The sequence below is a fragment of the Paenibacillus sp. FSL R5-0912 genome, assembly GCF_000758605.1.
Taxonomy (GTDB): domain Bacteria; phylum Bacillota; class Bacilli; order Paenibacillales; family Paenibacillaceae; genus Paenibacillus_AQ.
This window is the reverse complement of the sequence record NZ_CP009282.1, coordinates 7071439-7093171: the sequence shown is the minus strand read 5'-3', so window position 1 is coordinate 7093171 and position 21733 is coordinate 7071439. Positions and strand designations below refer to the sequence as shown.

Below are 21733 nucleotides of genomic sequence, written 5' to 3'. Positions count from 1 at the left end.
GGTCTGACCAGTGGAATCCTTCATTATGCATACCAGATCTGGTGCTGGCGAGATGAAGAATCACAAGATCACACTGTGTATGCAAAAATGTTGTACGTATTATAACTTGGCTCCATAGATTTCAGGGTAATCATGACGATTGTTGTATGAAATGCAAGAATTGTCCCGATAAGGCGTCGGGATGAAGAGGATTGTTGTCTTTTGTACAACAATTTTGGATTACAGCCGTTTTGATGAGGAGATTGTTGTATTTTGGGCAGGATTTTCAGGAAATACGACTTCAGCAGCGGGATACCTTGCTTGAATTGCAGGTTGTCTGCTACGACACCATCTACAGGGGAGAGCTCTGGATCAGTTAAAATTGGAGCTGCCTGCATTCTTATTCGTGCGGCTATCCGATCATGTTCTGGAGTTCGATAAGATCAGCTTCAAGGAAGCGGATGTGTACCCGCCGGTTGGCGCTGGCGGTGATCCTGAACCGGAGCCACATGTATATGAGTTAGATCTGGGTAAGCGACAATTTACTGCACAGTAGGCAAAGCAGAAATACAATCAGTATGCACAAAGAAACCTCCCTATTGAACTGGATGCCAGCACTTCCAGTTTTATAGGGAGGTCTCTTTTTTTACAGTGTTCAGGTGTTCAGGCATTTATGTGTTTAAAGGTGTAAACCCGATTCCCGCTTAAACAGCGGAGCGGACGGAACGATTGTGTAGAAGCGTTAGCGGTCGCCTTTGTGTCCGGATTTTCACCGATAAGGTAAAATCAAAAAATCTGGACACAACAGCGATTGGAACAACGTTCCGTTTGCGGAGCGTTCACCAATGAACTACCACTGATCCTACTCCAAAACTAGACTTTTTATAACTTAACGGACGTTCAATTCCCCGTACTCTCATACTTAGACAATCCATACCGGAAGATACCATAAGCCGCAGCCGCGCTTCCTATTGCCGCAACAGGAGCGAGCAGCCACCAGCCGGACCATCCGCTTTTGCCGAAAATATAGGTTGCCGGATAAAAGCTGATGAACGCATAGGGCAGCGCAGTAGAAATAAAGATGCGGATCGCCTGCGGAAACAGGGTAATCGGGTATTTGGCCAGATCGGACAGGTTATGCACCATCAGCGGAAACGCGTTGCCCGCATTGCGGATCCAGAAGGCGGCGGAATTCCCCGCGAGGTTGATCGATACCCGGATGATGACTGCAGTAATAAACAGCAGGATTAGAATGGCCGCTTTGCCCAGCGTCCAGTGAACCGGGCTATGAATGAGCGACTGCCAGACGATCACTCCGCCGATCAGCAGATTGCCAAGTCCGTTGATGCCGATCCCGGTGCAGAATACCTGAAGGACAACGGGCACCGGCCGCAGCAAATAACGGTCCAGCTCGCCCATGTTGACCAGTCTGCCCAGACGCCAGGTGCCTTCGAAGAACAAAGAGCCGATGCCCTCCGTCAGAAAGATCATGGCGTACATAAATGTAACTTCCCAGAACCTCCAGCCGTTAATATCCGGAATCCGGTCATAGATCACCCAGAGGAAGACAAACCCCAGAATCTGTGTCAAGGCGGCAGAGCACATCAAAATATAGAAGTCCTTATTATATTCCAAAATCGCTTTAAGCTGCTGCACATACAGCCGTTTGTAGAGGTAGAGCATCTGGGACATTTTCATTCTGCGGCCTCCTCCAGCCTTAGCCTCCATGGATGGTCACCTGGCGTACCGCCCAGCTCCACATTGCCTTGCCGGCAATCCAGAGTGCTGCCCCCCAGAAAAGTTGGATACCGATCAGGCGCAGACTCTCCCCGGTATCGGCCTGCTGCAGAAAGATCATCGACGGCGTGTGGATGATGGCCTGGAAGGGCAGCAGGAGCGCCAGCTTTTCCAGCCAGTCCGGGAAGAAGGCCAGGGGCACCAAAGCTCCGGACAGGAGATTGGTCAGAGCAATCCGTGTCCAGACGATGCCCATCGATCCGGTGGACCAGAAGCATAAAAGTGCCGCCAGATAGACAACGCCGAATTTCACCACGATTGCACCAAGCAGACTGACTGCGAACAAAATATAGACAGAGAGCGAACCCGGAAAGGTGACTCCGGTCAGGAAGGTGGCGAACAGGATCAGCAGGACCGTACTCATGCCGCCTTCAAGCAGGCTCGAGCCCAAGGTTTCCGCGAACCTTGCGGTCTGGAAATCGATCGGCTTCAGTAGGTCGACAGCAACGCTGCCGTCAAGGATTTTGCCGGAAATAGCCGATTCCGAATACCAGGACAACACGGAGTTGGCCAGAAAGGTAACCAGCAGATAGGTTTTCATCTGGTCCCAGGTATAGCTGCCTACCACTTCCCGCCCGCTGTAAATGCCCTGCCACAGGAAGTAAATGGCCAGCAGATTGATAGAGTTCGCCAGAAAGGTAATGATGTAAGAAATCCGGTAGGCCAACACCCGTTGCAGGGAGCGGTTCGCGATACTTCTGTACATTTTAAACTGGGCAGCAGTCATCATTGTGTGTAAGCCTCCTTATTCCCTGGTTCCGGTCAGATCCAGATTGCCGTCATAGACGGCCTTGATGACCTGCTCAATATTAGTATCTTCCATCCGGAAGTCGACAACCTCGCCATATCTCATCACCCGGCCCACCACTTCACTGGCGGTATATTCGTACCGGTCAAAAGAGACCGAGAATTCCTGCGCGCTCTGCTGCGCAAGCTTCATTCCCGGTGTCTGCGCGAGCTGCGCGTATAACTCCGGCATCGGTGATCCGACCTGAAAGAAGATGACACGGTTTTTGGCAAAACGGGCCTTAACCTCGCTCAGGCTGCCGTCATAAATAATCGCCCCATGGTCGATGATAATCAGCCGTTTGCACAGATCCTCAATATCCCCCAGATCATGGGTGGTCAGCATCACTGTAGTGTTCTGCTCCTGGTTGATCTGTTTGATGAACTCGCGGATTTTCTGCTTCACGGATACGTCAAGGCCGATCGTCGGCTCATCCAGATACAGAATCGGCGGGTTATGCAGCAGGGCTGCGGCCAGATCGGCGCGCATCCGCTGACCCAGGGAGAGCTTCCGGGCAGAGAGATGGATGAACTCGCTCATTCCAAGCATTTCAGTGAACAGCTCCATATTCGCCCTATAGACGGCGCCAGGAATCTGATAAATATCCTTCAGCAGCGAGAAAGACTCCACAATCGGGATATCCCACCACAGCTGGGTACGCTGGCCGAACACGGCGCCAATCTGGGCGGCATTGTCCATTCTTTTTTTGTACGGATTGATACCGTTTACAGAAACAGTGCCGGCTGAGGGCATGAGGATTCCAGTCAGCATTTTGATGGTGGTGGATTTGCCGGCGCCGTTCGGGCCCACATAAGCTACCGTCTCGCCTGCTTCCACACGCAGATTCAGCGGTTTAACCGCCATCTTCTCGATATGCCGGGGGAGGAACAGGTGCTTAACCGCTCCCGTGAGGCCCGGCTCCTTCACTGCCTGCATAAAGGACTTACTCAGCCCTCTGGCTTCGATAATACTCAAGGCTAACCCTCCTGAAAGTTACTTTGAAAGCGCGTTCGCTTGTTTGCAGCATATAAATTGATGAATCCCAATCTATGTAAAAGACGTATGAATAAATATATCACTGCGGCAATGTCGAAAACTATCACAATCCATCGAATGAATATATTTATTTAGACTATTATGGCGAATGATACTGCAAAAAAAGCGGCTACCCGTGTTGATCATACTAACCGGGATTTGCCGCTTCGCTCGAGGATGGCTTTGAGGAGGTACCCTATGAACAGTGGCAGTACCAGCTGAACTTCAAGTCTCCAGTCTATAGCGTACAGGTCTATGAGTTGTAATTGCTTCAATAGAACATAGACCACGTTGTACATCAGGAAGGAGCAGCTGACTGTTAGCAGCGGGATTAGGGCCAGATTGCTTTTGGAGCGGAGCAGCCTGTAACCCAGGAAGAACATTAGTGTGTAGCTGATCATGATCGCCAGCGCATCATTATTGCCGAAGCGCATGAACGATACCATAGCGGTTGCCAGATTCAGGAATACCGAGATATAGCCGATGCGAAGCATGTAGAACCTCCTTACTGAAACGGTAAGGTCCTTATTACAGGACAATATAGCCGTCTTCACTTGTGAATTTTGATTGCAGATTTTTCTATTTTACAGCGCTTGCAGATTCATTTACAGGTCCAATGCTGAATGTTCTTTATTCCGTGATTGTATGTTATAATACATTATTTTAAAATCGGTTGTAGTAGGATAGGGTAATAATGGAGGCTGATCGTCGTGAGAATCTTTGAACAATCGAGAGCATGGAGCGTGCCCGGAGATTTGGAAGCACAGCAGCTTGAAGCTTTCCGGCCGCTTGATGCACAGCAAATCGAATTACATAGCGGGCAGTCCGGGGTTTCTTTTCCAGAAGAATCGAAAGAGCACATCTATCATAGAGCCATGATATCTTCCATCCGCAGTGAAATGAATAAATTAAGCCAGCTGCTCTCTATTCCTTATGTTGTATTCCTGACGGACAAGGCGGGTACCATTCTGGAGCTGGTCTGTTCTTCTCCGGTTACCCGGGAGGAGATGGAACAGGCGGAGCTGCGTCCGGGGGTTAGCTTATGCAGGCAGCGCTCGGGCATGAATGCCGTATCCTTGGCCATGGAGATGAATTGCATCGGGGTAGTGCGGGGAGCGGAGCATTCCGACCAGGCCTTCCAGAACTGGAACTGTGTGTGTGCTCCGCTGCAGAATGAGGATACTGTCTTCGGATATGTGGACATTTCTTTTAATAGAGGAGAACCGATTGAATTCGCGATTCCGTTCGTGCAGCAGATTGCCGAGAATATTATGGAGAAGTGGATGGAGAAGAACCCGGAGATGCAGCAATACCGCCTGGAAGCGACTTTACAGGAATATAAGCTGACAGCGCGGGAGCAGGATGTAGCACGGCTATGGTTACTTGAGAAAAGCGCGCTGCACATCGGGAGTGATCTGGGCATCAGTGAAGGCACGGTTCGGAATATGCTGAAGAGTATCTACAGTAAAATGCGGGTGAATGACCGCTTCCAGTTCGTCAAACGGCTTACGCCATAGAAGGCGCGCAAAGCCTATATATACATAAGAATAGCCGGGCAGTGATACTAGCGTATCGCTTGCCCGGCTATTTATTTGCGTTGCTGTTATTTCGCTTGCGCTTGCCGCCAGTGACGGTTAGCCGCAGGAGCAGTTCAGTACCGGCTTCCGCGCGGCCTGGGTCTCATCCAGACGGCTGATCTCCGTAGTATGCGGTGCATTAATTACGATCTCCGGTGTCTCCTGCGCTTCCTTAACGATCTGAATCATCGTCTCAATGAAGCCGTCAAGCGTTTCCTTGCTTTCGGTTTCAGTCGGCTCGATCATCATACATTCCTCTACGGTCAGCGGGAAGTACACAGTCGGCGGATGGTAGCCGAAGTCGAGCAGCCGTTTGGCAACATCCAGGGTACGTACGCCGTACTGCTTGAGGTTTCTGCCGGACATGACGAATTCATGCTTGCAGACACCCGGGAATGGAATTTCGAAATAAGGTGCCAGCCGGTGCATCATGTAATTGGCATTCAGCACAGCGTTCTCGGATACCTCGCGCAGTCCGTCCGGGCCGTAGGTACGGATATAGGCGTAAGCGCGGACGAGAATCCCGAAGTTGCCATAAAAGGCTTTGACGCGGCCAATAGATTGCGGCCCGCCGGAGTCAAGCGAGAAGCTGCCGTCTTCGTTCTGCACAACCGACGGCTGGGGCAGGAAAGGAATCAGCTTCGCCTTCACGCCGACCGGTCCGGCTCCCGGGCCGCCGCCGCCGTGCGGAGTACTCATTGTCTTGTGCAGGTTGAGATGGACCACATCGAAGCCCATATCGCCCGGGCGGGTGATGCCCATGATGGCGTTGGAGTTCGCTCCGTCATAATAGAGCAGTCCGCCGGCTTCATGGACAATCGCGGCGATCTCTACAATCTGCGTCTCGAACAGTCCGAGTGTACTCGGGTTCGTGAGCATCAGCGCGGCGGTGTCGCTGCCGACCGCCGCCTTCAGTGCTTCGAGGTCGACCATTCCCTTATCATTGGAAGGGATGGTGACGGTGTCGAGTCCGGCGGCTGCGGCGCTGGCCGGGTTGGTACCGTGCGAGGAATCCGGCACGATGACCTTGGTGCGGACTTCGCCGCGGCTCTCATGGTAGGCGCGGATCATCATCAGGCCGGTCCATTCGCCATGGGCACCAGCTGCAGACTGCAGGGAGACGGCATCCATGCCGGTCAGTCCGGCGAGATCCTTTTGCAGTGTATACATCAGCTCAAGCGCACCCTGGATGCTCTCTTCCGGCTGGTACGGATGGATCTTGGAGAGGCCGGTGAAGCGGGCGACATCTTCATTGATCTTCGGATTATATTTCATCGTGCAGGAGCCTAGCGGATAGAAGCCGTTATCGACCCCGAAGTTACGCCGGGACAGGGCGGTATAGTGGCGGATAACATCCACTTCGGATACCTCCGGAAGCACTACGAGCTCGCTGCGGAGCAAGCCCTCAGGAATCAGTGAGCTGATGCTCTCTTCCTGAGGCACATCACATAGCGGCAATGAGTAAGCCGAGCGGCCAGGACGGCTTAATTCAAAGATCAGGGTTTGTTCCGGTTTCATATACAGCCCTCCAGTGCAGTGGCGAATTCGTCAATTTCGGTCTTGCTTCTTTTCTCAGTCACGGCAACCAGCATATGTCCGGTCAGCTCGGGATACTCGCGGCCCAGATCATAGCCGCCCAGATAACCTGCCTTCAGCAGCTTGGAGTTCACTTCACTGACGCTGCTCCCTTCCGGGAGCTTCAGGACAAATTCATTGAAGAACGGGGCTGTGAAGACGCGTTCTGCACCGGTGATTTCAGCCAGCCTTCCTGCGGCATAATGACTCTTGCGGATGTTCAGCTCGCCAACCTCACGCATGCCCTCCTTGCCCATCACGGACAAGTAGACGGAAGCGCATAACGCCAGCAGCGCCTGGTTGGAGCAGATATTCGACGTCGCCTTCTCGCGGCGGATATGCTGTTCGCGGGCTTGCAGCGTTAGCACGAAGCCGCGTTTGCCGTTACGGTCAACGGTCTGGCCGACGATCCGGCCCGGCATGCGGCGCATCAGCGGTTCAGCAACCGCGAAGAATCCGCAGGTTGGTCCTCCGAGCGATGCGGCGATCCCCAGCGGCTGTGCGTCGCCGACTACGATGTCGGCGCCCAGCTTGCCTGGGGTTTCCAGCACGCCGAGTGCAATGGGATTCGCGCTGACCACGAGGAGGCCCTTGACCGCATGGATCAGTGGCTCAATCTGGCGCAGATCCTCGATGCCGCCGAAGAAGTTGGGCGATTGGACCAGAACGGCGGCGGTATCGGCATCAATGGCCTCAGCCAGCTTGGCAAGATCGGTAACTCCGTCCTTATAATCGATCTCCACGATTTGCAGGCCCCAGGCATTGGCGGAAGTGCGCAGCACCTGGCGGGCTTCCGGGTGAACTGTACGGGAGACAATCAGCTTCTTGCGTTTTGTGGCGCCTGCGGCAAGCACGGCTGCTTCGGAGAAGGCTGTTGCACCATCGTACATGCTTGCATTAGCGACCTTCATGCCGGTCAACTCACAGATATAGGACTGGAATTCGAAGATTGCCTGAAGCTCGCCCTGGCTGATTTCCGGCTGATAGGGGGTGTAGGCGGTATAGAATTCTGAACGGGAAATAATATGGTTAATGACAACAGGAATGTGGTGGTCATAGAGTCCGGCGCCAAGGAAGCTGGCATGGGTATCAAAGTCGGCATTCTTGTCAGCCAGACCCTTCATATGGCGCAGCAGCGCATATTCGTCCAGCGGGCCGGACATTGGCATCGTTCCCTGGTAGCGGACAGATTGAGGGATATCAGCGAATAGTTCATCGATGGACTGAATCCCTACAGTTTCCATCATCTCTGCGCGGTCTTGCTCCGTCATAGGCAGATAGCGGTGCTTCATTACGGCTTCACTCCTTGGATCTTTTTGTAGAACGGGGCTCTGATCACGGCAGCCTTCAGCTGCTTGCCGCGAATCTCCACATACACCTCTGTGCCGATCTCAGTATAGGCAGCATCCAGCAGGGCAAGTCCAAGATTCCGCTTCAGCGTCGGGGATTGGGTACCGGTTGTGACTTCACCGATCTTCACACCGTCTGCATATACGGGATAATGGGAGCGGGGAATCCCGCGGTCGATCATTTCAAGCCCCACAAGGCGGCGCGGGAGGCCGGCTTCCTTCTGCTTCAGCAAGGCATCGCGGCCGATGAAACCGGCTTTGTCCAGCTTCACGAAGAACTGGACACCCGCTTCGAGCGGCGTAATATCCGCCGAGAGCTCCTGGCCGTACAGCGGCAGCTTGGCTTCGAAGCGGAGCGTGTCGCGTGCGCCGAGTCCGGCAGGGGTCAGGCCATGCGGCGCGCCTGCGGCCAGCAGACCATTCCAGAGTGCAGCCGCTGTGTGGACGGGGGCGTACAGCTCAAAGCCGTCCTCACCGGTATAGCCGGTGCGGGAGAGCAGTACAGAAACGCCGCAGACCTCGGCGTGTTCGATGAAGTGGAAGGGCTTCAGCTCTGCAAGCGGGGCAGAGGTAACTTCGGCCAGAATCATCTCAGCCAGCGGACCCTGCAGAGCGAGCAGCAGCGTCTCATCAGAGACATTCTTCAGGCTGACACCGCTGAATTCAGCGGTGAGATGCTCCTCCAGCCACTGGAAGTCCTTGTCGATATTGGAGGCATTGACGACCAGCATGTAGCGCTCATGGCCCAGGCGGTACACCAGCAGATCATCTACTACGCCGCCATTCGGATAGAGCATCAGGGTATACTGCGCTGCGCCGTCTGCTAGGCGGCTGACATCATTGGTGGTCATCTGCTGCAGGAAGGCTTCAGCGCCGCTGCCGTCAACCATGAATTCACCCATATGCGATACATCAAACAGTCCGGCCTGCTGGCGGACTGCTTCATGTTCCTTAACGATGCCAGTAAACTGCACCGGCAGCTCCCAGCCGCCGAAATCAATGCATCTGGACTCCGCATAAGCGGCATAGAGATCATAAAAAGGCGTTCTTCTCAAAGACTCCATCGTGTCACCCCTTAGTCTGTTTACATGTAAGCAGAAACGGTAATGCCGCCTTATAAGCGCAGTATCTGTTTCAGCTAAAAATATAAAAAAGGACAGGCGAAAGCCATTATGCACTAACGCATAAATTGACTTTCGCTCTGTCCTTTGTACCTGAGAGTTACCCTGCTATCCTGCCCGCAGGTTTCCCCGTTGGTGATCCGTTTCCTGTTGTCCAGGCTGTGGATGCTCTCCAGAGATGCGTCCGGCAAAGGTCCTTTTGCCTGAGAGATTCACCCATCCCGGGCTTACTCCTTCGGCGCTGCCCCTGAGGGTCAGTCTCTCCCTATGCCATCATTCGCAAACCATATGTTTTTCTACTGACTCCATTAAACCGGGTTTACAAGCACGCTGTCAATCAAAAAACGTCAAAAAGATGACAAATTTAATTTTCCTGTCAGTTATATTGACATTAGGCAAGGTGATAACTTAGGCTATAACTAAATTTAGAACTCCAAATGTGGAAAAGAGGCGGCTTTGAAATGAGTGAAGTGCTTAACAACCTGCTATACAGCGAAGAGCATGAATGGGCACAGCAGGGTGAAGGACGCGTAGTACGTGTGGGAATTACGGATCATGCGCAGCATTTATTGGGCGACATCGTGTTTGTTGAGTTTCCTGAAGTCGGCGCAGCCATTTCCGCGGGCGATAGCGTAGGCAGTATCGAGTCTGTCAAGACGGTGTCGGAGCTGTACTCGCCGGTATCCGGCAAGGTAACCAAGATCAACGACGCACTCGAATCCAGCCCGGAGCTGATCAATGATCAGCCATACGGCGGCGGTTGGATTTTTGAGCTGGAGCTTGATGGTGAGTTCGCGGATGCAGTATCGGGCCTGCTGGATGCGGCTGGTTATAAGGAATTGGTTGGGGAATAGTTTTTACGCACAGATGAACATGGCAGGCTTCTCTTATTACATTAGATGTCACTAATGTGAGAGGTCTGTCTTTTTTCGTTTCTGTATCACTCCGGAAAGCTAAGCAGCCCCGGATAAATACTTGGCGCCAAGTGCCAAAGGGCGGGCAGCAGAGCCAGACCGGCAACGGCAAAGATAAGGCACAGCAATAGGAACCGGTATCTTTTTCTGGGACGGGTATTGGGTTTAAGTACGAAGTAATACACACCGGCCGAATAAAACGGGAAAAGCACCACGGCAGACATGCCCATACAGACCAGAAAGGTGGATTCCCCGGCGGAGGAAGGGATCATGGCTTCCGGGTTATAGACCGGATTGATCTGCAGAAAGAGGATCACAAATGTCAGATAGGCAAAGAGTAAAAGAAGTGGGAAACAGCGGATGCGTCCATCCTCGGACAGCCCGTAGAGCATCCACCAGACCCCGAGCCAGGGCAGGGCAAAGGCTGCGCCGGCAATAAGGAAGTCTATGCCTATATACATCAGTTTATCGGGTGGATACACATGGGCTAGGTCGCCCCAGAAGTAATCGGAGGAGAAGAACATCATAAATACAGATAATAAACCAATGAAGAAGGTGATGATTCCCTGAGCAAAAACAATCATGATCAGCGAAACCAGCTGCCGCAGAAAATAGAGAAAACGGGTGGCATCCGGTGTCGTTCCGTTTGTAGTCTGCATAGCGTTCAATCTCCTTATACTAGCAAATGGTTGCCGTGCCTTCTCATCTGCAGATTTCTGAGCTGATTCGCTTGCAGATACGTGTTATTCTTCCTCCTGAAGCTGCCGCAGGACAATGAGTTCAACCCGGCGGTTCTTCTGCCGCCCTTCAACGGTAGCGTTATCGTAGGCAGGTCTGGTATCCGCGTAACCGGCATACTGAAAAGTATCGGGGCTAAGCCCCTCGTTATCCAGGAAGAAGCGCAGTACAGAGAGTGCGCGGGCGCCGGATAGCTCCCAGTTATCCGTGTAATCTGAAGCAGCGGTTACCGGAACATTGTCGGTATGGCCTTCGATGCTGATCGTGGCACCGATTCCGCGGAACAGGCCGGAGAGCTGGCGCAGTGCCGGTAGGGCAGGTGATTTCAGCTCGGCTTTGCCAGCATCGAACAGGAACCGGTCGCTAAGCGTGATGGCAATGCCCTGCGGTTTATCCGCTACAAAGATCTGCTCGCCAAGGTTATTATCTTCCACGTATTTGGTGATTACACCCATAAGCGCGGCCAGTTTGGCCTCCTGCTCACGAAAAGCGAGCTCACGCGCCGAAGGCTGGTGTTCTGCAGTTTCCCCCTCTTGACCGGACGTATCCGTGCCTGTCCCGGTTCCGTTCGAACCATTCTCCTTCACATTGCCCCCGGAAGAAAGACCGCCACCGGTTCTTCCGCCTGCTTCTTGTTCATTCGAGACTGCTGCCCCGGTGTTCCCCTGACTACCATCCAGCACTCCATTTCCGCCTTCAAGCACAGAACTGCCGCTCTTAAAGGTATCAGATAATGAACCGGTAACGATCGCATATTTTTGCGTATCCAGACTGCTCATGGCGTATAGGATGATGAAAAAAATGAGCAGAAGCGTAATCAGATCCGCATAGGTAATCATCCAGCGGTCCCTGCTCTCCTTACCTCCATTACGCCGCTGGCGGCGGTTTCTTTGTCTCATAGCGGCTCTCCCTGGTTGTTTTTGCTGCTGCGCCCCGGAGAGACATCGGGAATAAAGGCGGTCAGTTTTTTGCGGACCAGGTGCGGATGATCCCCATTCTGCAGGGACAGGATACCGACAAGCAGCATCTCCATGCTGCCCAGTTCGCTTTGGCTGCGGGATTTGATTTTGGAAGCGATGGGTAAAAATATAAGATTAGCACTGGCTACACCATAGAGCGTTGCTGTAAAAGCTACGGCGATCGAGGCCCCCAGATTAGAAGGGTCCGTCAGATTGCTGAGTACCCGTATCAACCCCATTACGGTGCCGATGATGCCCATAGTGGGAGCATAGCCGCCGGCGGCTTCGAAAATTTTGGCATAGCCTTCATACTTCAGTTCCTTGGCGTCCATCTCCAGTTCAAGAATTTGCCGGACCTGATCAGGATCGGTGCCGTCAACAATAAGAAACAGCCCTTCGCGGGTAAAGGTATCGGGGTGCTCCTCCGCTCTCTTCTCCAGTGCGAGCACACCCCCGCGCCGAGTAATTGCAGCCATGGAGATCAGCTCTTCGGCCTTCTTCTGGGTGGTATCGGGATGTCTGCCGAATGCCAGGCGCAGAGCCGCCGGGACACTGCGTAATCTGGAGGCCGGGAAACTGATGAGTACAGCGGCAAGCGTACCTCCAAATACGATAAGCGCGGCATTCAGCTGCAGCAGGCCCGATAAGCTTCCTCCCTCCCAGAGAAAGCCGCCAATCATTGCGGCAATGCCTGCCAGCAGGCCGATAATTGAAGTGATATCCATAAGTTCAGGCTCCTTAAATTTCTATATATTATGGTTTGCATCAATCTGGTCAACGCTGTATAATAAACGGGAACGTGTATTCCTATCTTCCATATTTTTCAGTACGGTATGGATGGGGAATCATTAGGGCCACAATTATAATATATTCATATTTTAGACGATAGAGGGGAGACGGGCAAATGAGTGATATTGTCGTCAGTACAAAGACATTTGAACTGGAGTCCGAGTATACACCCCAGGGCGATCAGCCTCATGCCATAGAAGAATTATTGGACGGCATCCGGCAGGGCAAGAAGCACCAGACGCTGCTGGGAGCGACAGGTACAGGCAAGACCTTTACCATCGCACAAGTGATTTCCAAACTGAACCGCCCGACGCTAGTTATTGCGCACAACAAGACGCTTGCTGCGCAGCTGGCAAGTGAGTTCAAAGAATTTTTCCCGAACAATTCCGTTGACTACTTCGTCAGTTACTACGATTACTACCAGCCTGAGGCGTACATTCCTTCCTCCGATACCTTCATAGAGAAAGATTCCAGCATAAATGAAGAAATTGACAAGCTCCGGCACTCCGCCACCAGTTCGCTGTTCGAACGGCGTGACGTTATTATTGTTGCGAGTGTGTCCTGCATTTACGGTCTCGGTTCGCCGCAGGAATACGGAAGTATGCTGCTGACACTGCGGGTAGGGATGGAGAAGCCGCGCAATCAGATTCTGAGCAGGCTCGTGGAGATCCAGTACCAGCGTAATGACATTAACTTCGTACGCGGGACGTTCCGGGTACGCGGCGATGTGGTTGAGATCTTCCCGGCTTCACAGGGGGAGCATGCGATTCGTGTGGAGCTGTTCGGGGATGAGATAGAGCGCATTACGGAGATTGATGTTCTCACAGGAGAGCTGATTGGCGAGCGCGATCATATCGCGATCTTCCCGGCTTCGCACTTTGTTACCCAGGAAGAAACAATGCGTGTAGCTATTATCAACATTGAGCGGGAGCTTGAGGAACGGCTGGCCGTGCTTCGTGATGCGGGCAAGCTGCTGGAAGCCCAGCGCCTGGAGCAGCGGACGCGGTATGATATTGAGATGATGAAGGAAGTAGGCTTCTGCTCCGGTATCGAGAACTATTCCGGCCCGCTTACCTTCCGTGAGCCGGGAGCGACTCCATATACCTTAATGGATTACTTCCCGGATGATATGCTGATTGTTATTGATGAGTCCCATGCAACGCTGCCGCAGATCCGGGCTATGTACAATGGTGACCGTGCGCGTAAGACAGTATTGGTGGAGCATGGCTTCCGCCTGCCGTCCGCGCTGGATAACCGTCCGCTGCAGTTCGAGGAATTCGAAGAGAAAGTGAACCAGATTGTATATGTGTCTGCTACACCGGGACCATACGAAATGGAGCACTGCGATACTATGGTGCAGCAGATTATCCGTCCTACCGGCCTGCTGGACCCGATCATCGAAGTACGCCCTACAGAGGGCCAGATCGATGATCTGATTAGTGAAATCCGTGACCGTGTAGAGCGTGATGAGCGTGTGCTCGTTACAACACTTACGAAGAAGATGTCTGAGGATCTGACCGATTACTTCAAGGAAATCGGGATTAAGGTGCGTTATATGCACTCTGATATCAAGACGCTGGAGCGGATGGCCATCCTGCGGGATCTCCGGCTCGGTACGTTTCATGTACTGGTGGGCATTAACTTGTTAAGAGAAGGTCTTGACCTGCCGGAGGTCTCCCTTGTCGCCATCCTCGATGCTGACAAGGAAGGCTTCCTCCGCTCCGAGCGTTCGCTCATTCAGACGATCGGCCGGGCGGCCCGTAACTCTGATGGACGTGTCATTCTGTACGGCGACCGCATTACGGATTCCATGGAGAAGGCGATGAGCGAAACCCAGCGCCGCCGTGAAATTCAGATTGCCCATAATGAGAAGCACGGCATCACGCCTACGACAATCAACAAGAAAGTGCGTGACATCATCGAGGCCACCAAAGTGGCAGAGTCGAAGGCCGATTATCTCACCGGCGCCGGCGGCAAGCTGAATAAGAAAGAGAAGCAGAGCCTGATGCAGCGTCTGGAGGCCGAGATGAAGGACGCGGCCAAGAACCTGCAATTCGAACGCGCCGCCGAGCTGCGTGATGCGTTGCTTGAACTGCGGGCCGAGTAAGCTGGCCCCGCCAGCACTTACACTTAATGATCACGGAACGGCGCTTCACTGGCCGTTCTTTTTGAAGATAGATTGCCCTTCGCGCATCCCGTAGGGACAGCCTGTAGTTAAGCACTTAGCGCATTCCGAAGGAACAGCTGCAGTTTACGCATCCCGTAGGGACAGCCTGCAGTTACGCACTTAGCGCATTCCGAAGGAACAGCTGCAGTTCGCGCATTCCGCAGGAACAGCGGTTGTCGGCCCGCTGCAGCATACCGCGAGCCCTATCCTGCGCCTATAGTATAGCGGTCCCGTAGGGACTAGCGCTCCTATTGCCCCAGTAGCCGATTCCATCCCAGTCCTAACTCTTTCCGCCGAGCTTGCGGGTGTCCAGAGGGTGCAACCCTTGGGGCCCTCCCTTGGAAGGGAGGGTTTGGGAGGGATCGAAAATATTTTGCTAAATGTTTTTCCATTTTAATAGGTTTTTATAAAGGAGAGGTACCGTTGGCGAACGAAAGTATAATAATCAAGGGTGCAAGGGCACATAATCTCAAGAACATCGACGTAACGATTCCGCGTGACCGCTTCGTCGTGCTGACGGGACTGAGCGGCTCGGGTAAATCATCTTTGGCATTTGACACGATTTATGCTGAGGGCCAGCGCCGTTACGTTGAATCGCTGTCTGCCTATGCCCGCCAGTTCCTGGGTCAGATGGAGAAGCCGGATGTGGATTCCATTGACGGGCTATCCCCGGCAATATCGATTGACCAGAAGACCACAAGCCGTAACCCGCGTTCGACCGTAGGTACGGTTACAGAAATTTATGACTATCTGCGGCTGCTGTTTGCCCGGGTAGGGCATCCCCATTGTCCGGATCATGGTATAGAGATTACATCACAGACTGTTGAACAGATGGTGGACCGGATTATGCAATACCCGGAGAAGACCCGCCTGCAGATTCTGGCCCCTGTGATTTCTGGCCGTAAGGGTGAACATAAAGGCTTGTTCACGGATATCTCCAAGCAAGGCTTCGTTCGTGTGCGTGTTGACGGTGAGCTTCGCGAAGTTACGGAAGATATTGTACTGGAGAAGAATAAGAAGCATACAATTGAAGTCGTTGTTGACCGGATTGTCATTAAGGATGATATAGAGACCCGTCTTACCGATTCATTGGAGACTGCACTGAAGCTGTCGGGCGGTCAGATTCTGGTCGATGTGATGGGCCAGGAAGAGCTTTTATTCAGCGCAAGCTTTGCCTGCCCAATCTGCGGGTTCAGTATAGAAGAGCTTGCTCCGCGTATGTTCTCGTTCAACAGCCCGTTTGGTGCCTGCACGGAATGTGACGGGCTTGGTGTGAAGATGGTAGTCGATCCGGATCTGTTGATCCCGGATGCGGAAAAGTCCATCGAAGAAGGTGCATTCTTAGCCTGGACAGGCAGTACATCGAACTACTATCCGCAGTTCCTGAAGTCGGTATGTGAGCATTTCAAAATTCCGCAGAATGTTCCTGTCAGCAGCCTGTCGCCGGAGCATATGGCCAAGCTGCTGCACGGAACGGGCAGCGAGAAGATCCGCTTCCGTTATGAGAACGACTTTGGCCAGCGCAAGGATGCACTTGTTGCTTTTGAAGGGATCATCCCGAATCTGGAGCGCCGTTACCGCGATACTGCCTCCGAAGGCATCCGTGAGTTTATCGAAGGCTTCATGAGCGCCAAGCCATGCCATGTCTGCAAAGGCAAAAGACTCAAGAAAGAGATTCTGGCTGTGACGATTAATCAGCAGAATGTTGCCGATGTTACGGATCTTTCGATCGGAGATTGTCTGGACTTCTTCGAGAATCTCAAGCTCAGTGAGAAAGAAACGGCCATCGCTAACCTGATTCTTAAGGAAATCAGCAGCCGCTTAGGATTCCTTGTAAATGTAGGGCTGAACTATCTGACCCTTAGCCGCGCAGCGGGCTCGTTATCCGGCGGTGAAGCGCAGCGGATCAGGCTGGCTACACAGATTGGCTCCAGTCTGATGGGTGTCCTGTATATTCTGGATGAGCCGAGCATAGGGCTTCATCAGCGGGATAATGACCGGCTGATTGCTACGCTGGCTCATATGCGCGACCTGGGCAACACTCTGATCGTCGTTGAGCATGATGAGGATACTATGATGGCTGCCGACTATATTATCGATATTGGTCCCGGTGCCGGAATACATGGCGGACAGGTAATTGCTCAAGGTACACCTCAGGAGATTATGGACGATCCGAACTCCCTGACTGGTGAATACTTAAGCGGACGCAAATTTATCCCTGTTACCTCGACACGCCGGCCTACCGATAATGAGCGCTGGATAGAGATTCGCGGGGCTAAAGAGAATAATCTGAAGAATGTAAATGTGAAGATTCCGCTTGGTGTCTTTACAGCAGTAACCGGAGTATCCGGTTCCGGCAAATCTTCGCTTATTAACGAAATTCTCTATAAGAGCCTGGCACGCCAGCTCAACAAGGCCGTCAAGGTCCGTCCCGGTGTGCATAAAGAAATCCGCGGTCTGGAGAATCTGGATAAAGTAATTGAGATTGACCAGTCCCCGATCGGACGTACACCACGCTCCAATCCGGCCACGTATACAGGCGTGTTCGATGATATCCGCGATTTGTTCTCCAAGACCAATGAGGCTAAGGTACGCGGCTTCCAGAAGGGGCGCTTCAGCTTCAATGTGAAGGGCGGCCGCTGTGAGGCTTGCCGGGGAGACGGGATTATCAAGATTGAAATGCACTTCCTGCCGGATGTGTATGTGCCTTGTGAAGTCTGCAAGGGCAAACGGTATAACCGCGAAACGCTGGAAGTGAAATATAAAGGCAAGAGTATCTCCGATGTATTGGAGATGACCGTCGAGGATGCAACGGAATTCTTCAAGAATATCCCGCGTATCCACCGCAAAATGCAGACGCTACTTGATGTGGGTCTGGGCTATATCAACATCGGCCAGCCGGGGACAACCCTGTCCGGTGGTGAAGCGCAGCGCGTGAAGCTGGCTTCCGAGCTGTACCGCCGGAGTACCGGCAAGACGCTGTACATTCTGGATGAGCCGACAACCGGCCTGCATGTAGATGACATTGGCCGTCTGCTTGAGGTGCTGCACCGTCTGGTGGATTCTGGTGAATCGGTCCTGGTCATTGAGCATAACCTCGATGTAATCAAGACTGCTGACTATATTATTGATATGGGGCCGGAAGGCGGAAGCGGAGGAGGAACAGTGCTTGCGACCGGAACGCCGGAAAAGCTGATTACGGTCGAGGAATCCTACACAGGCCGGTATCTGAAGCCAGTCCTCATCCGCGACACCGAACGCACTCAGGCGCTTGAACTTCAGACCTCTGATACGGTGTAACCGGAGGAAGCTACAAGCTTAAATAGCCCATGGTCCACTGCGAGTGAACTGTGACCCACAAGAAAGACACTTTGAAAAAAGTGACCTTCTTGTGGGTCTTTTGTGTTTTAATCAGAATATTGGAAAAGGAGCGGGATAAGACTGTGGGAAATTTAAATCGAACCCTATTTACGGAAGATATCATTAGAAGATTAGAGAAGAATCCAAATGTTCAGCGAGTATCCGAGACGAATATTTCGTATACTGCTGAGTTTAAGTTGGCGGCAGTGAAGGCCTACAACGAGGGGACACCCCCGTCAGAAATATTTCTTAAGGCGGGCTTTGACCTAAATCTCATCGGTTCTAAAAAACCAAAGCATAGTTTGAAACGCTGGAGAGATAGCTTTGCTAAATATGGTGAACTAGGACTACTGGAAGAACGGCGTGGCAAAGGCAGCGCTGGACGAAAGCCTGCATGTGCCTTGTCTGCTGACGAAGAACTGAAGCGCGCAAAGGCGAAGATTAAATTACTAGAAGCTGAGGTCGACTTTCTAAAAAAGCTCGAAGCGCTCGAACGGAACCAAGGAAAACCTTAACACCTTCGGAGCGCTACGAAATCATTTATCACACCCTGAGAGCCCATGGATTAAGCCGTATGACTCGTTATCTATGTGGAGTCGCCGCTGTGAGCACCAGTGGCTATTACAGATGGCTGGGCGCCGAGCAAAGGCGTCAACTTCGTGCAGCCGACGACGAGCGCGACCTTGTTCTTATTAAGCAACACTTCAACGCATTACAAGGAAGAGCTGGCGCTTTGGTGATTAAGATGCGTTTGGAGCATCTCAGCGGTGTCACCATGAATCACAAGAAGATTCGCCGATTAATGCGTAAATTTAACCTTGTCGCAGCCTTACGGCAAGCTAATCCGTACCGTAAGATGGCAAAGGCAACGCAGGAGCATCAGACCTGCGCAAACTTACTGAAACGCCAATTTGACCAGAAAGAGCCGGAGAAAGTCTTTCTAACCGATATCACCTATCTGCGGTACGGAAACGGACAGTGGGCTTATCTTTCGTGCATAAAAGATGGAGCAACCCGGCAAATTCTTGCTGACTGTGTAGCAGGGACACTAGAGTTACCAATCGTTGAAAAAACCATTCGGCGTCTGCTGGAACGGCTTGATGGAAATCTTCATCCAGAAGCCATTTTCCACTCCGATCAGGGCATGCACTACACACATCCTAAAACTCGTCTCCAAATTGAGCAGGCAGGTTTTCAACAGTCTATGTCCCGTAAAGGGAACTGTTGGGACAATGCATCGATGGAGTCGTTCTTTGGGCATATGAAAGATGAAATGAGCGTTCGAGATTGTCAGAATCTCACAGAAGTCAGGGCTCGTGTTTCGGAATATATTGCCTACTATAACTCCGAGCGATACCAATGGACATTAAAGAAGATGACTCCTGACGAATTCAGAAGTCATCTCCTTGCGAGCTAGCTCTAGGGTATTTCTTTTAAACCGTCCTCAAATCGGGTCACAGTTCAGAGGTGGGGCAGGGGCTGTTTTTTTACGCTTATTATGGTTGTAATCTCTAGGGTGGAAGTCCTGTGTAGTGGTAGGCATGCGCCTATTTTAGTATTGCGTTCCAGTAATTCCCATGGAATCGAATTTATCCTTTATGATTCGAGGGCAAGATAAAGACGTATTCCTGCCAGTAATTATTATAAAAATTCATTTGTAATAATAATCTTATTTGCTGGTCGATCGACCCAATAGACTTTATTCTCTACCTTTTCAACACCCTGACCTGCTCCATAAGTAGGGACTTTAATCCTTTCTATAAATTCAAAAGTATTGCCGTTAAATTTGTAATGATCCAATCCTTGGGCATATTCCTTACCATTTTGATTGGAACCATGCAGGTTACCATAAAGTTCGTTATCTTTAAAAAATATGCCTTGATATCCTCCCTCGCCGCCAAATTTCGCAGACAGTGGATAGGTAGCCTGATATCTAAATTTACTATCAAAACGCTTGACTTCATTTCTATCGTGATACACTACCCAGAAAGACCCTTTGTAGGTCGCTAATGATTCTGCTGTACCCTGTCCGATATCATACTCTTCTATCAGTTTTAAGTCTGGTAGACTGTATTTTACAACACGGCTAATGCGCTTATTTATAGGCGGTGCTGAATTGAAATTATAGACTGTAGCATACAAAAAACTATTGGATACAAAACAATCTCCAAAAGACATGAAACGACCTTGTTTATCTTTACCGGTATAAGCAGACTGTTTTTCTACTACATATTTCCCTGAAACATCATACACAGATATTGTATTTGAAAGAGAAAATTTCGTATCCCTATCTGAAGTCACATAGATATATTTCTTGTCAGCTCCTACGCCTTGCCAGGCACGGAAAAACTTATTCATTTGAATTGATTTAGCCTTTAGGTCATTACTGCTGGTGCTATTAGAAAAAGAAAATAAAGATGTAATAACAAACATAAAAATGAATACTTTTTTCAAATAAATCTCTCCTACAAATTGGATGTATAATTTGATTTAATTGTATAAAATAACCATCACTTTAGCAATATTTTCATAAAAAGTAGTAGATGAGTAGTCTTTACGCTCATTCTAGGTTATAAGTTGTTGTACCTCAGACGGGTAAGAAGCGTATGGTGGGTAAATAATTGTCTGAGGGGATCAATAAGACCCACTACTACAACTCACTACGGATACCAAAGATCACTTTGAATTGATTGCGCGGTTTTGTGGCTTTCTTGAAGCCGTCCTGTGAATCCAGAATCCATACCGTTCTTCTGATCCAGACTCTTATATACAGGGAACGGCATTTAACAGGCCCGATAATTCCCCGTGCTTCGGTCTCTGTACCATCAGGCTTCTCGGTCTCAGTCCGTACCAGCCATCTGTTTCCTATTCCGAATTCAATGTATTTCAAGCCGGCGGGCACCTCCAGTTCTGCATGACTGATCATAACATCGTCGTCCGGAGTTTTACAGTGAGGGTTGTGGCATGCGATTTCATGTGTGCAGACAAAAATTAAGCTGGCGGCAGCGAAGCAGAACAGGCATAACTACAGCATGTCCGCAGTAAGATTCAAAGAGAGGGTTTTGCGTTGAATAGATAGCAGAGGCTGTTTGCGTTGCAATAGGAATCAGCTCCTTGAAAATCACATATCACAACAAACGGTCAATGATAAATATCTCTGTATTTCAGCTGATTTCCGGCTTTGGAAATATTTTTTATGACAAATACATAATTTTTAGACAATTTCTATTGCGTCACTGAAATGGTAGCGATAACATAGAAGGTGATATGGATTAGATGAACTTGCTTGACAACACTTTCAGGGAGGGATTGCCATGCTGCTTGCAGAAGCTGCCGCGCAAGAACCGTCTACATTTCATACCTTCGATGTATTTATGATTCTATTCACGATCCTGATTCTTATCGGTGTGGTCCGGCTATTGAAAGCTCCGCAGAAGAACAAATTTGCCATCGGCTTCGGAGTGGTGAGCCTGCTGGTTTTTGCAGTCTCTGATTATGCAATGATTATGAATTGGTTCAGCTAAGTTCAGGCACAACTAACTTCAGAAGCAAGGTCTTTCAAAGACACCTTTATCCGCCACCCGGC

The 21733-nt window shown here is 51.1% G+C and carries 19 protein-coding genes and 2 riboswitches; of the genes, 7 read left to right on the top strand and 12 right to left on the bottom strand.

Annotated features, from left to right (window positions below; all coding sequences use genetic code 11):
* Nucleotides 1–361: 361 nt before the first annotated feature.
* Nucleotides 362–535 carry a hypothetical protein gene (locus R50912_RS35415; protein WP_197073002.1) on the top strand — a complete coding sequence of 58 codons (174 nt, stop codon included), beginning with the start codon at nt 362–364 and terminating at the stop codon, nt 533–535.
* A 344-nt stretch (nt 536–879) separates the two neighbouring features.
* On the opposite strand, the gene R50912_RS30140 is transcribed toward R50912_RS35415, so the two are convergent.
* The 4 genes from R50912_RS30140 to R50912_RS30125 form a co-directional block, all read right to left on the bottom strand.
* Nucleotides 880–1677: an ABC transporter permease gene (locus tag R50912_RS30140; RefSeq protein WP_042240144.1), complete on the bottom strand. Its 798-nt coding sequence runs from the start codon at nt 1675–1677 to the stop codon at nt 880–882.
* Nucleotides 1678–1696: 19 nt separating this feature from the next.
* Complete coding sequence (locus tag R50912_RS30135; RefSeq protein WP_231637735.1) at nt 1697–2506, bottom strand: ABC transporter permease; 810 nt, start codon at nt 2504–2506, stop codon at nt 1697–1699.
* Between the two features lie 15 nt (nt 2507–2521).
* A complete protein-coding gene (locus R50912_RS30130) occupies nt 2522–3538 on the bottom strand; it encodes an ABC transporter ATP-binding protein (protein ID WP_042240141.1) in 1017 nt (338 codons plus the stop codon).
* Nucleotides 3539–3741: 203 nt separating this feature from the next.
* The gene (locus R50912_RS30125) at nt 3742–4092 is read right to left on the bottom strand and encodes a hypothetical protein (RefSeq protein WP_042240138.1); all 351 of its coding nucleotides are present in this window, start codon (nt 4090–4092) and stop codon (nt 3742–3744) included.
* Nucleotides 4093–4308: 216 nt separating this feature from the next.
* On the opposite strand from R50912_RS30125, the gene R50912_RS30120 reads away from it, so the two are divergent.
* Complete coding sequence (locus R50912_RS30120; protein WP_042240135.1) at nt 4309–5115, top strand: helix-turn-helix domain-containing protein; 807 nt, start codon at nt 4309–4311, stop codon at nt 5113–5115.
* Nucleotides 5116–5232: 117 nt separating this feature from the next.
* On the opposite strand, the gene gcvPB is transcribed toward R50912_RS30120, so the two are convergent.
* From gcvPB to gcvT, 3 genes are read right to left on the bottom strand one after another with little or no spacing between them, the layout of a single operon-like run.
* Nucleotides 5233–6693, bottom strand: a complete 1461-nt coding sequence (gcvPB, locus tag R50912_RS30115) for an aminomethyl-transferring glycine dehydrogenase subunit GcvPB (RefSeq protein ID WP_042240133.1) — start codon at nt 6691–6693, stop codon at nt 5233–5235.
* The gene (gcvPA, locus tag R50912_RS30110) at nt 6690–8042 is read right to left on the bottom strand and encodes an aminomethyl-transferring glycine dehydrogenase subunit GcvPA (RefSeq protein WP_042240130.1); all 1353 of its coding nucleotides are present in this window, start codon (nt 8040–8042) and stop codon (nt 6690–6692) included. Before gcvPA ends, gcvPB begins: the two co-directional genes overlap by 4 nt.
* A complete protein-coding gene (gene gcvT, locus R50912_RS30105) occupies nt 8042–9163 on the bottom strand; it encodes a glycine cleavage system aminomethyltransferase GcvT (protein ID WP_042240127.1) in 1122 nt (373 codons plus the stop codon). The genes gcvPA and gcvT overlap by 1 nt, the downstream gene beginning before the upstream one ends.
* A 135-nt stretch (nt 9164–9298) precedes the next feature.
* Nucleotides 9299–9398: riboswitch (glycine riboswitch) on the bottom strand.
* A 3-nt stretch (nt 9399–9401) separates the two neighbouring features.
* Nucleotides 9402–9497, bottom strand: a riboswitch (glycine riboswitch).
* A gap of 184 nt (nt 9498–9681) precedes the next feature.
* On the opposite strand from gcvT, the gene gcvH reads away from it, so the two are divergent.
* Nucleotides 9682–10074 (top strand): glycine cleavage system protein GcvH, encoded by a 393-nt coding sequence (gene gcvH / locus R50912_RS30100; protein ID WP_042240125.1) that lies wholly within the window; start codon nt 9682–9684, stop codon nt 10072–10074.
* A gap of 86 nt (nt 10075–10160) precedes the next feature.
* Here gcvH and R50912_RS30095 read toward each other — a convergent pair whose 3' ends face one another.
* The 3 genes from R50912_RS30095 to R50912_RS30085 all read right to left on the bottom strand — a co-directional run bounded on the left by R50912_RS30095 (nt 10161) and on the right by R50912_RS30085 (nt 12556).
* A complete protein-coding gene (locus R50912_RS30095) occupies nt 10161–10793 on the bottom strand; it encodes a hypothetical protein (protein WP_042240123.1) in 633 nt (210 codons plus the stop codon).
* A gap of 84 nt (nt 10794–10877) precedes the next feature.
* The gene (locus tag R50912_RS30090) at nt 10878–11771 is read right to left on the bottom strand and encodes an OmpA/MotB family protein (RefSeq protein ID WP_042240120.1); all 894 of its coding nucleotides are present in this window, start codon (nt 11769–11771) and stop codon (nt 10878–10880) included.
* On the bottom strand, nt 11768–12556 hold the full coding sequence (locus R50912_RS30085) for a flagellar motor protein (protein WP_042240117.1): 789 nt from the start codon (nt 12554–12556) through the stop codon (nt 11768–11770). Before R50912_RS30085 ends, R50912_RS30090 begins: the two co-directional genes overlap by 4 nt.
* A gap of 179 nt (nt 12557–12735) precedes the next feature.
* Here R50912_RS30085 and uvrB point away from each other — a divergent pair, with 179 nt between their 5' ends.
* The 3 genes from uvrB (at nt 12736) to R50912_RS34610 (ending at nt 19564) form a co-directional block, all read left to right on the top strand.
* Nucleotides 12736–14727: an excinuclease ABC subunit UvrB gene (uvrB, locus tag R50912_RS30080; protein ID WP_042140176.1), complete on the top strand. Its 1992-nt coding sequence runs from the start codon at nt 12736–12738 to the stop codon at nt 14725–14727.
* Nucleotides 14728–15210: 483 nt separating this feature from the next.
* A complete protein-coding gene (gene uvrA / locus R50912_RS30075; protein WP_042240115.1) occupies nt 15211–18087 on the top strand; it encodes an excinuclease ABC subunit UvrA in 2877 nt (958 codons plus the stop codon).
* 143 nt (nt 18088–18230) lie between these two features.
* Nucleotides 18231–19564, top strand: a protein-coding gene (locus R50912_RS34610) for an IS3 family transposase (RefSeq protein ID WP_156123452.1) whose coding sequence is annotated in 2 segments (ribosomal slippage) — nt 18231–18612 and nt 18612–19564 — 1335 coding nt in all. Because the reading frame shifts where the segments join, the coding sequence is not laid out codon by codon here.
* A gap of 224 nt (nt 19565–19788) precedes the next feature.
* Here the strand turns inward: R50912_RS34610 and R50912_RS30060 are convergent.
* Together R50912_RS30060 and R50912_RS30055 are read right to left on the bottom strand one after the other, a co-directional pair.
* The gene (locus tag R50912_RS30060) at nt 19789–20601 is read right to left on the bottom strand and encodes a hypothetical protein (RefSeq protein WP_042240113.1); all 813 of its coding nucleotides are present in this window, start codon (nt 20599–20601) and stop codon (nt 19789–19791) included.
* 196 nt (nt 20602–20797) lie between these two features.
* The gene (locus tag R50912_RS30055) at nt 20798–21037 is read right to left on the bottom strand and encodes a DUF3977 family protein (protein WP_042243624.1); all 240 of its coding nucleotides are present in this window, start codon (nt 21035–21037) and stop codon (nt 20798–20800) included.
* A gap of 424 nt (nt 21038–21461) precedes the next feature.
* Here R50912_RS30055 and R50912_RS30050 point away from each other — a divergent pair, with 424 nt between their 5' ends.
* A complete protein-coding gene (locus R50912_RS30050) occupies nt 21462–21671 on the top strand; it encodes a DUF2759 family protein (RefSeq protein WP_039307102.1) in 210 nt (69 codons plus the stop codon).
* Nucleotides 21672–21733: the final 62 nt, after the last annotated feature.

Coding starts and splice junctions, on each gene's coding strand:
- R50912_RS30140 (WP_042240144.1), bottom strand. CDS start 1,677: ATGAAAATGTCCCAGATGCTCTACCTCTACAAACGGCTGTATGTGCAG.
- R50912_RS30135 (WP_231637735.1), bottom strand. CDS start 2,506: ATGATGACTGCTGCCCAGTTTAAAATGTACAGAAGTATCGCGAACCGC.
- R50912_RS30125 (WP_042240138.1), bottom strand. CDS start 4,092: ATGCTTCGCATCGGCTATATCTCGGTATTCCTGAATCTGGCAACCGCT.
- gcvPB (WP_042240133.1), bottom strand. CDS start 6,693: ATGAAACCGGAACAAACCCTGATCTTTGAATTAAGCCGTCCTGGCCGC.
- gcvPA (WP_042240130.1), bottom strand. CDS start 8,042: ATGAAGCACCGCTATCTGCCTATGACGGAGCAAGACCGCGCAGAGATG.
- gcvT (WP_042240127.1), bottom strand. CDS start 9,163: ATGGAGTCTTTGAGAAGAACGCCTTTTTATGATCTCTATGCCGCTTAT.
- gcvH (WP_042240125.1), top strand. CDS start 9,682: ATGAGTGAAGTGCTTAACAACCTGCTATACAGCGAAGAGCATGAATGG.
- R50912_RS30095 (WP_042240123.1), bottom strand. CDS start 10,793: ATGCAGACTACAAACGGAACGACACCGGATGCCACCCGTTTTCTCTAT.
- R50912_RS30090 (WP_042240120.1), bottom strand. CDS start 11,771: ATGAGACAAAGAAACCGCCGCCAGCGGCGTAATGGAGGTAAGGAGAGC.
- R50912_RS30085 (WP_042240117.1), bottom strand. CDS start 12,556: ATGGATATCACTTCAATTATCGGCCTGCTGGCAGGCATTGCCGCAATG.
- uvrB (WP_042140176.1), top strand. CDS start 12,736: ATGAGTGATATTGTCGTCAGTACAAAGACATTTGAACTGGAGTCCGAG.
- R50912_RS30050 (WP_039307102.1), top strand. CDS start 21,462: ATGCTGCTTGCAGAAGCTGCCGCGCAAGAACCGTCTACATTTCATACC.